This window comes from Bacillus sp. EAC (assembly GCF_002156875.1).
Classification (GTDB): Bacteria; Bacillota; Bacilli; order Bacillales; family Bacillaceae_G; genus Gottfriedia.
Genome location: NZ_NCSY01000004.1, coordinates 433642 through 444430 on the forward strand (window position 1 = coordinate 433642; position 10789 = coordinate 444430).

The window sequence follows — 10789 nt, forward strand, 5'->3', positions numbered from 1 at the left end:
CCGTTCATCATTTTCTTTATTTACAGGTTGCTTTAAAAAACCTTTTAAAAATAACAATCTTTTAGAAAAGAGCCTTTTTTAAGAAGATAATCCAAAGTGAAATTTAACATGGCCCATTTGGAACGTTTAGGTAACATAGTTGAATATACTATGTCACATTGACTTTTCAAGGATTGGTGGCTAGAAATTTGACTAACCAAAAAGTTGTGGTAATAGGATCATGGGTTACCGCCATTGGGACCATTGCGGCTGCAATCGGTAGTACACCACTGAGGAGTTTAAAAGGTGAAGATAAGAAAAGATGGGATTACGTAAGTGAACAATTAGATTTTGGCGGAAATTCATTTCAAGCCATTGGGAATATTATTGAAGTTGGCGCATCTGATGACTTTAAATTAGAAGAAGCAGGGGAAGTAATACAGGCATCAGGGAATGTGACAGTATTATTTAGTATAAATACAACAGATAATGAGGTTAAGAAAATAAAATTAAATGTAACAGGTAACGCCCAACAAGCTTTTGGTGGGTTACTTGCTGCGATTGCTGAATTCCTTGAACTCGTTCCAAATGGAGAAGCTCCACTAGGCATTATAGGAAACTTATTGCAGTCGATAGGAAATACATTACAAGCAATTGCAGGTTTAATTGATTTGGAGATTATCGATGAGAAAGTATTAATTGGCGAATATGGAGAGTTAGAAGAGGAAGATGGATTATCAGTCTTGGAATATGCGATTGAAAGTGAAGAATATACAATAAGTGAGCATATAAAAATGAATGCTCAACTGAGTGAATTAGTAAAGTATAGTGGTAGCTGGATCCAAGCAGGTGGTTCAATTATCTCGGCTGTTTCTGAACAAAGAGTACTAGCTAGATTACGAGAGCTGGAAAAAGAATTAGAGAAGAAAAAGTGCAAAAAACGAAGAAAGAAAAGAAAGAGAAAGAATACAAGTACCTCAACTACAGTAAATAAAAAGAGTAGTACGTCAGCGGAATATTCTGAAGTAAGGAAAAAGAACTAACAATAAGAAATGACCGATGTTAGTTCTGGGTACATAGACAAATAATTTTTGAGATTTGGACAGGAAATGTGGTGATTTTCATGAACAACCTTAAACTTTTAATTCAAAAAGAAAATCTAACTGTATTAGGTTCGATTATTAAAATTAATCGAATCAATCAAAATATGAGTCAACAAGCATTAAGTGAAGGGATATGCGTGCCTTCTTACTTAAGTAAAATAGAAAACGGTGAGGTTGTACCGAGTTTAGAAATGATTCGTTTAATTTTTCAGGAGTTACATATTGAATACACGGATGAGTATCACTTTGTAAAAGGAAATAAAGATAAGCTTGTCTCATTTTTTGAAGAATTAAATTTAAATGGTTTTATAAAGTCGAGAGAGATTTATAAATCATTAGAAAGTAACGAAAATAAATTAATTCACTCGCCTTTAATCATCGATTATTACATAGCGAAGCTCGCATTTTACTGTGGTACGAATCATCAAGACAAATTTAAAAAAGCAAAAAAGACGATTCAAAGCGTTGAGGGGTTATTAAATAAGGTTCAAAAGCATCGATACTTTTTTTACGAGGCTATCAATTTACTTGTAAAAGAGAAGGATTTTATTAGAGCAAAAGAAAAATTAGTACTAGCGAAAGAATCGATGGAATCAGGGCATTTATATTATTTCTTAGCAAATGTAGATTTTAAATTAGGAAGTTATTATGGTGCAGTCATCTACGCAGAGAAAGCATTAAGCTTTTACTTAGAAGAGGTCAATATTATTTGTGTTAGCTTAATCCATCAATTTCAAGGCATATTAATCTATCATTTAGGCTCAATGGATTTATACGAATCTTACTTTGAAAAAGCTATTTTATATGCCCAAAAAATAAAACGAAATGATATTTTACTTACCACACTGACACTCTATTTATACATACAAATAAAAGAGAAGAAAGAAAATGCAACGACTTTATTTAATCACATTAAAACCTTACTTAATACAGATCAAACTTTAAGTGAGTATACTAGTTTGATGCAAATTTTAGCATATTTATTTCAAAATAAATTTGATGAAAGCATACAATTTGATCGTGGAGCCGTTGTAGATAAGTATTATCAATACTTATATGAAATTTTTGAAATGATTAATGCAAATGAGGTAATTAATAAGGAAAAGGTTGAGGAATTACAAAAACGATATGAACAAGATGGGCACCAAAATTTATTGAATGATTTAATAGTAGAAGATATCTGGAACTACTTTATTGAAAGTAATCGTTTCTATAAACAAGGTTACTTAAAGTTAAAAAATAATCGATTGTGAGAACTTTATTGTTTATTTAGACTTTTAGTTGGTTTATTGGAGCCGCTATTTCTCACGATTGCTGCATATCAAACCATTCCCTTGTGCTCTATAATGAGGAATAGGGGGGATATGAATGATTAACATCTTAAAAAACAAAAATTTCCTTTATTTTTTTAGTGGCACATTTGCTTCGAGTATCGGTGATGTACTCTTCAATTTTGCAATTGGATTATATATTCTTCACTTAACTCATTCGGCACTTCAATTATCATTTTACGGTATGATTGGAGCGGTAACCTGGTTAGTATTAACACCGTTAGGAGGCGTTTATACAGATCGGTGGAATCGAGTGAAAATTATTTATATAACTGAATTTATTAGAGGTATCGCAGTTATAGGCTGTGGTTTGACAATGGTTTTAATCGATGAAAAACAATTGATTTTATACGTACTTTATTTCACCACATTTGTGATCGCTGTTAATGGAGCGTTATTTGCCCCAGCATCTCAAGCATTAGTTCCATCAATTGTTAATAAAGAGGACTTACTTAAAGCGAATTCACTAATGTCCTTAACTTATAGTATTAAAGATGTATTTGGTATTCTTTTAGCAGGAATCATGTATGCAGTTTTAGGTCCTACGATACTCGTATTTATTAATGGGATATCCTATTTACTTTCTGGACTAGGAGCAATGTTTATTAAGGAAAATTCAATTCAAGAAGAAAGAAAACAAACCAAGAATGTATTCAGCGAATTAAAGGAAGGAATCGTGTATATTATCTCCAAAAACAAACCAATTTTATGGTTATTAGTTATGGTAAACATTATTAATCTAGCAAATGGTCCGATTCAATCTGTCCTTTTACCATTTTTAATGAAGGAATACATTCATGCACCAGAAATGCATTTATCCTATCTATACTCAGCTTCAGCACTAGGTGGGGTGTGTGGTACACTAATTCTACCAAAGCTAAAAATTGCAGAAAATCCTTTTAAGCTATTAAAAATTGCTTTTAGTATTATGTTTTTAGCAATCATAAGCCAGTTTCTATTTTTTAGTCTGTATGATACGAAATATCTATCCTATACAATCTACTTAACGCTATTAATTGTCGTGTTTATTGGTAGCGGCATGCTCAATATTACGATGCTAATTCCAGTCTTAACTTACGTACAAAAAGTTGTAAACAAACAATATTATGGAAGAGTCATGGCAATTTTCTCAACTTTATCAGCCATTACTGCACCAATTAGTATGATGCTAGGTGGATTCTTAATAGATAAATATAGTATCAATTCTTTATACGTATTTTCTACAAGCGTCTTATTTATCTCATTTTTACTAAGCTTGTTTATTAAGGGAAAACAAGTAAATGTAACGGTGGAAGAACAAACAATGTAATAACTAACGAAGCACATCAAACTGCTAATCTTGATGTGCTTCTGATTAAACTTGCTAAAAATGTCGATGAAAAGATTTGACTTCATTATTATCAAAATTTATAATTAATTTACATTTAAATTACGATTCCATAGCTCAGCTGGGAGAGCACTACCTTGACAGGGTAGGGGTCGCTGGTTCAAGTCCAGTTGGGATCATACTTTTAGAGAAGCTGTAAGCCTTGGTAATACTAGGTTTACAGCTTTTTTAATTTCAATAAGTTCGATTTGAATTATATAAAATATACCCCGTGGCATGTAGATTTACTATTTATTGTTATAGCCATTCTCCTCAAGAGAATTATAACTTCATTCGCCATTTAAATAAGCTTCAACAGCCTTTTGTTTAAATTCCTCAGTATAGGATTGAAATGTTTGTCCCTTTTTAGCCATAAAAAAACCCCTTCAAGTATCGTGTAACATCCACATAATATTTGTGGTTTTCTTACACTGTCTAATTAAAGGGGATAATAACATAGAACTCAGTTTTTTATTATTTATTAACCTATTAAAATATAAAAAAAATTGAATAGTCATTTCAATTTTATCCAACAAATTTATTGGATTTTACAATATATCCCCCGAATCTTAATTCATTCCAACTCTAAATTCGACAAAATAAATAACAAATTATTAGTAATTAATCGAAAGTTCTACTTTCATTTCATTTTCATGACAAATATCTTTATAAAAACTAATGAGAGATAGCGTTTTTTGGAAGGAATAATTATACAATATTACCCCAATATACAGAAACCTGACTCTTATTAATAATAGAGATACATAAGTAACTTGTCATGGATATCTTTCGAAATATAATTTCTAAAATAACACTACTTATAGCTTTATAGAATAATTGTTTCGATATTCATTAACAGATACATATGCATTAATTAATGAAACTTGGAGGAAGAAAAATGGGGAAAAAGAGAGAAAAAAGTAAAGTTCTAAAAAGCTTCACAGTTTTAGCCTTAACATCAAGTTTTATTCTAGGTGCACTTGGACAAGTATCAAATGTTTCAAAAGCAGCAAGCCCCCAAAAAGCAGAGGATATTCTAGCAAGTCTTTCTTCAGAGCAAAGGGCAGCCCTTAAACAACTTTCAACAAGTGAAGAAACAGGACTACAAGTTTCTTCCGATATTGATTTAAACTCTTCAAGCCAAACAAATGTCATTGTTGAGTTTGCAAATAAACCTGCTAAAGTTGCTCAAATTGAAGCAAGTGTGGAAGGGCAAACATTAACAGAAACCGGTGCATCAGAATTAGTCGATCAAGACCATGCAACTTTTTCGAAAGATGTTGAACAAATATTAACCGATGAAAAAAGTAAAAAAGTAAATTATAAGATAAATCGTTCATATAAACATGCATTTAATGGTGTCTCAATGAGTCTACCAGCGAATCAAATTAAGAATCTATTAAAATCAAAAGCTGTAAAGAATGTTTGGAGTAACGAGACATTTACGATAGACCCACCTTCTCAAAACCAAGATAGTGAACAATTAAAGGCGGATGACTTTAATGTTGCAAACTATACACCATATGATGGACTAGACCGATTACATGCTGAAGGTATTACAGGAAAAGGAATTAAAATTGGTATTTTGGATACAGGGATTGATTATAACCATCCAGATTTGAAGGATGCATTTAAAGGTGGATACGATTTCGTCGATGACGATAATGATCCAATGGAAACAACATATGCTGATTGGAAGAAATCAGGTCAACCAGAACTTAGTGGTTCATCGACTTATTATACTGAACATGGTACGCATGTTGCTGGAATAATTGGGGGACGTGGCGTAGCTAATAGTGAATATAAAACGGTTGGTGCAGCACCTGAATCAGATATTTATTCATACCGAGTTCTTGGGGCTTATGGTAGTGGATCAAGTGAGGATATTATTGCAGGAATAGATCGTGCAGTGCAGGACGGTATGGACGTTATTAATATGTCACTCGGCGCATCACTTAATGATCCACTTTTCGCGACTTCAATTGCAGTAAACAATGCGGTATTAAGCGGAGTAACAACTGTTGTAGCAGCCGGAAATAGTGGCGATCAAATGTATACACTAGGTTCACCAGGAGCTGCTGCATTAGCATTAACTGTTGGAGCATCATCAATCGCACTTGATGTTTATCAATACGCAGGTGTACAAAATGGGAAAAATTATTCTTTAAGACAATTAGCGAGAAACTATAAAGATGATTTAACCAGCTTAAAAGGACAAACCTTCCAATTAGTAGACGTTGGATTAGGAAATTCATATGAATATAGTGGAAAAGATGTAAATGGCAAAATTGCTTTCATTAAACGTGGGTCGATTGCATTAATTGATAAAATCAAAAATGCAAAAGCAAAAGGTGCAATCGGCGTACTGATGTATAATGATGAAACAAACAAAGCAGAAGGAGCAATTCAATCATTTATAGGTGAATCAATGGATGCAATTCCTGCATTCTCAGTATCGAACGATGAAGGATTAGCAATCTCAGCTGCATTGAAAACTGGTGTATCAGATTTCACATATGGAGATTTTTCAAAGGTACAAACAGCTAAAGATGAATTAGCATCATTTAGTTCAAGAGGTCCTTCTCGTGTAAATTATGATATTAAACCAGAAGTAACTGCACCAGGTGTATCAATTTTGTCGACAGTTCCATTTTATGTAAACGATAAAACAGTTGATGGCACAAAATCTGGAGATTATAAATACGCCTATGAGCGAATGTCAGGTACTTCAATGGCTACTCCATATGTCGCAGGTGTGTCTGCGTTATTACTTCAATCTAACAAAGATTTACAGCCAGATGACATTAAGTCTATTTTAATGAATACAGCAGATCCACTTTCAAAAGATTATAGTGTATTTGAAGTTGGAAGCGGACGAGTTGATGTATATGAAGCGATCCACTCGAATGTTGAGTTAGAAGTAGTCGACAAAACTCCAACTATTATTAATGGAAAACAAAAATCAATGAAAGAGTTAACAGGTGGAATCAGTTTTGGTTCGTATGGTTTCAATGACCAAGATATTACTGATTTTAGAAATGTTACGTTAAAAAATCGCAGTGAAAAGTCAAAAACCTTTAGTGTAAATGTTAAATTCCAAACAGGATTAAGAGGATCAAAAGATGCTGCTCAAAATGGAGTGACACTAACTGGACCGGCTTCAGTAAAGTTAAACGGTATTGGTCAAAAAAATATTAAGTTTAATTTATTCATACCGAAGACAGCTGAAAAAGGAACCTATGAAGGATATATCGTTTTTACGAACGATGCTGACCCAACTGAAACATACCAAATTCCATTTGGAGGACGAGTTGTAAATGAAGGAATTGATACTTTTACGATAGATAATCCAATGTTCTCAGGTGATGATGCTTGGCCAGATGTTTCAAATCCTTCACTTGGAATTCTTTTCTCATTAAAGTCACATATGAAATATATAGACGTGATATTACAAGATGGAACAACTGGTGAAGATATAGGTTTCCTTGGAACATTAGATAGTCGTTTAGCCGAAGAAAACAAAGTTTATGGAATTTATGCATTTAGTGGAGCTTATTTACCAATTACAGGTGATTCTAAAAATCCAATTGGCGATTCATGGATAATTGCGAAAACGGGACACTATAAATTAAAAATGGTTGGAACAAATGATCAAGGGAAGACATTTACGAAATTAGCAGATTTCATCTATGAAAAAGGCAAACCGACTATGACTTCAAGTTTTGATGGATTAGATCAAAAAGTTATTGAATATACAGATAATCAATTCGATTCAAATGGGCAATTTTTATATGATTTTCATATGAATGTAAATGATCCTGAAGTGGCGGATGCTAATCGTATTGGGATTCCAATCGATCAATCAAGTAATTCAGTTGTTTCATTTTATAATGGACCATGGCCATCTGAACCAATCAAAACTGATAAAAACGGAAATTACAACGATCAAATACTAGTTCAAAAGCGTAATTCACCATTAAAAGTCCAGTTTTATGGTTTTGATGCAGCAAGAAACTTTACTAATAACGCTACTAATATGTTAAGAGTAGCTTTTGTTTCAAACACGTACCCATATTATTATATAAAAGCTAATAAACAAGAGATATCAACAGGAGATACAGTGAATTTTACACTTCGTTCGAATAATATGAAAAACCTAAAAACAGCTAAAATTACGATTCCAGTTTTCCGTGATAATGGAGACTTCGGAACAATTAATAATATTGTTGTAAATGATAAAGTTAAACAATATGGTAATGCTCAAGTTTCTGTAACATCAACGTCTTCGAACATTTTCACGACTTATACAATTGAGTTTACGTATTTAGGAAATAATCCTTTACCAGAAGATATGGAATTAGTTAATTTTGACTTAAAAACAGCTGACAGATATGCAGCGGAAACGCCGATTGACTGGTCTAGAATGGAAAAGGGTGGAGTTACAATTGATCAATCAAATACATTAAGTAACAATGTCTATTGTTATATGGAAAGTCTTAATAAGAAACAAACATATTCAAGACTAGATGGTTCATTACAATTTGAGGGAAATCTAGATCCATTAACAGGTGAACCTAATTATACTTTAGACCAAAGTACTATAGGTGCAAAAGTAACTGTTACTTCATACGATGGAAAAACAGTAACTGAAGCACCAATTTTAGACAAAAGTGGTAATTACTCTGTGAATACACTGAAAGCAGATAAAAATGATTATACGCTTAAAGTAGATGTACCAGGACATTTTACAATGTATAATAAACAACTCCTATTATCCAGTGATGTTCGTGGAGAAACATTAGGACAAAGAATAGGTTATCTTTTAAGTGATGCTAAAGCTGGAGATGCAAATAAAGACAATGTCATAGATATTTTAGATGCACTATATCTACAAACATATTGGAGTACTAATAAATCAGGAGCAGATATGAACTTCGATGGAGTTGTAGATAAAAAGGATATGGATTTTGTTATTAAAAATTTCGGATTACAAAATAGTACAGTTCCAAACCCACCTAAAGCAAAAACTTCATATAAGGGTGTTACTTTGGATACTGTGTTAAGTCAATTAGGGTTAAAATAAAGATAATATATAATAGAAAAAAGAGTAGCCATGAATGGACTACCCCTGTCAAGTAAGCAGTAATAAAATAGAAATTCATTAAGTAACCTTAGCCCTGTATTCTATAGGGCTAAGGTTATTCCTTTTCTAGACATTAATTTTCCCCATAAAAAAATTACCCATATAGTAGACAGTAAACAGAACAGTACCTTTCTTTTTACTGTCTACTATATAGGGAGAATACCAATTGAAGGTCCTTTTTTCATAGGCGAATATTAAACTCGGTTATGATCAATTATTCCTTGTCGTCATGCGGATATTTATGTGGACTATTAATCAGTTTCTTTAAATCTCCACGATAAAAGACGTCTTTGAACTCTTGTGGTCGAAACGGAATGATCGGTGCTAAGTACGGAACACCAACTGAGCGTAACCGAGACATATAAATTATCAACAGTATGAATCCTATTCCCATAGCTGTTAAACCAAAGAAACTACCAAGGATTAAAAAGAAAAAGCGTAACGTAAAAGCAGCATTGGCCATTCCACCTGTGACAAACAGTAAATTGGTCAGAAAAGCAATCCCTACAATTATCAAGCTAAGCGGATGGATGAGTTTGGCATCAACAGCCGTCGTACTAACCACCATTGTACCCACCAAAGAAGCCACAATAATCATATCGGTTTGAATCCTGAAGGATACTAAGATCAATAAATATAAAATGAGTAACAGTATACACATTTCAAAAAAAAATGAGAGGATGGTATCGGAATGTGTAAAATACTTTTTAGCAAATTTTGCTGGAAACCAATTTTCATGAAAATAAGCGACGGCAACATAGATTCCTGGCAAGAGCACTGAAATAAAGTAACAAAAGAACAAAATAAATCGGTTTGTGAGTTTTCCGGATTTTGTATAGTATTCATTCGGTTGTGCCATATACTGAACAAATAAAGATGGGACAATGGAAGCCATTGGAGTGCCGTTCACTAATACGGCAATTCGACCTTCATATAAAGCAGCAGCCACAACGTCCGGCATTTCAGTAAGGAAGACAAGCGGAAAGATTGTTTTCTTTCTTCCTTCCAATGCATCTTCCACCACCCTAGATTCTAAAACGTACTCAACATCCAATGTGTCAAGGCGGGTTCGAACTTCTTCTAATGCTTTTTGATCCACTTTATGCTTTAAGTAGACAATCGAAAGGTCTGTTTTCGAAAAACGCCCGATTTGTTTTGACTCCACGACTAAATTAGGTGACTGAATAAAACTGCGAATTAAATTTAAGTTCACTTTTAATTGCTCTGACAGCCCAATCATTGGACCACCAGGTGAACGTTGGCGACTACTTTGTTCAACTGAACGTTGTTGCCACTGAGTCGTTTCTGCGATCACGATTCGATCAAATCCACCAACCATGACGAGTGTTTTCCCTCTTACAATACCGTTTACAGCCATTTCAATCGACTGACTAATTTCGACGGATGGAGATTGGATATGATGATAAGCTAAACTATTCATTAAGTTTTGATGATCTAGTTCACTTGAATTCCGTATTCGAAGTAAAGGTGAAATGATATTATCACGAATAACCTGTGAATCAACAAGATTTTCAATATATAAAAGTACGCCTTCGTATTTTTGGGCTCCGCCTATTTGAAGAGGTCTTATAGATAAGTCAGCTGTGTTATTCAACTTTTCTTTAATCATTTCGATATTTTTATTCAGACTAATCGTAACGTTTAGTTCATCAATCGGTTTAATATTTTATCACCTCTAGTCATTTAATTATTATTTCCTAATATTCAGTATGTACTAAATTTTCCTAATTCAGACTCTAATTCAACTATCATGAAAATAAACTTACTTATTTCATAAAAAAGACAATACTAAGGAAGAGCTACTCAATCGTTAAAAAAAGAGAGCGACAAACTTATAGATGTAGGC

General features: G+C 33.1%; 5 protein-coding genes and 1 tRNA gene. 5 read left to right on the top strand and 1 reads right to left on the bottom strand.

Annotated elements, in window-relative coordinates; translation table 11 throughout:
• Positions 1–188: 188 nt before the first annotated feature.
• The 5 genes from B7R65_RS09645 (at position 189) to B7R65_RS09670 (ending at position 8862) form a co-directional block, all read left to right on the top strand.
• Positions 189–1022, top strand: a complete 834-nt coding sequence (locus B7R65_RS09645; protein WP_088042548.1) for a DUF6944 family repetitive protein — start codon at positions 189–191, stop codon at positions 1020–1022.
• 80 nt (positions 1023–1102) lie between these two features.
• Positions 1103–2335 (top strand): helix-turn-helix domain-containing protein, encoded by a 1233-nt coding sequence (locus tag B7R65_RS09650; RefSeq protein WP_088042549.1) that lies wholly within the window; start codon positions 1103–1105, stop codon positions 2333–2335.
• A gap of 115 nt (positions 2336–2450) precedes the next feature.
• Positions 2451–3722 carry an MFS transporter gene (locus tag B7R65_RS09655; protein WP_088042550.1) on the top strand — a complete coding sequence of 424 codons (1272 nt, stop codon included), beginning with the start codon at positions 2451–2453 and terminating at the stop codon, positions 3720–3722.
• Positions 3723–3846: 124 nt separating this feature from the next.
• A tRNA-Val gene (locus B7R65_RS09660) sits at positions 3847–3919 on the top strand.
• Positions 3920–4677: 758 nt separating this feature from the next.
• Positions 4678–8862: a S8 family serine peptidase gene (locus B7R65_RS09670; RefSeq protein WP_088042551.1), complete on the top strand. Its 4185-nt coding sequence runs from the start codon at positions 4678–4680 to the stop codon at positions 8860–8862.
• A 274-nt stretch (positions 8863–9136) separates the two neighbouring features.
• Here B7R65_RS09670 and B7R65_RS09675 read toward each other — a convergent pair whose 3' ends face one another.
• Complete coding sequence (locus B7R65_RS09675; protein ID WP_088042552.1) at positions 9137–10552, bottom strand: spore germination protein; 1416 nt, start codon at positions 10550–10552, stop codon at positions 9137–9139.
• Positions 10553–10789 lie beyond the last annotated feature (237 nt).

Bases quoted from the DNA above. Each gene is read 5' to 3' on its own strand.
- B7R65_RS09650 (WP_088042549.1), top strand. From the start codon at position 1,103: ATGAACAACCTTAAACTTTTAATTCAAAAAGAAAATCTAACTGTATTA.
- B7R65_RS09655 (WP_088042550.1), top strand. From the start codon at position 2,451: ATGATTAACATCTTAAAAAACAAAAATTTCCTTTATTTTTTTAGTGGC.
- B7R65_RS09670 (WP_088042551.1), top strand. From the start codon at position 4,678: ATGGGGAAAAAGAGAGAAAAAAGTAAAGTTCTAAAAAGCTTCACAGTT.
- B7R65_RS09675 (WP_088042552.1), bottom strand. From the start codon at position 10,552: ATGATTAAAGAAAAGTTGAATAACACAGCTGACTTATCTATAAGACCT.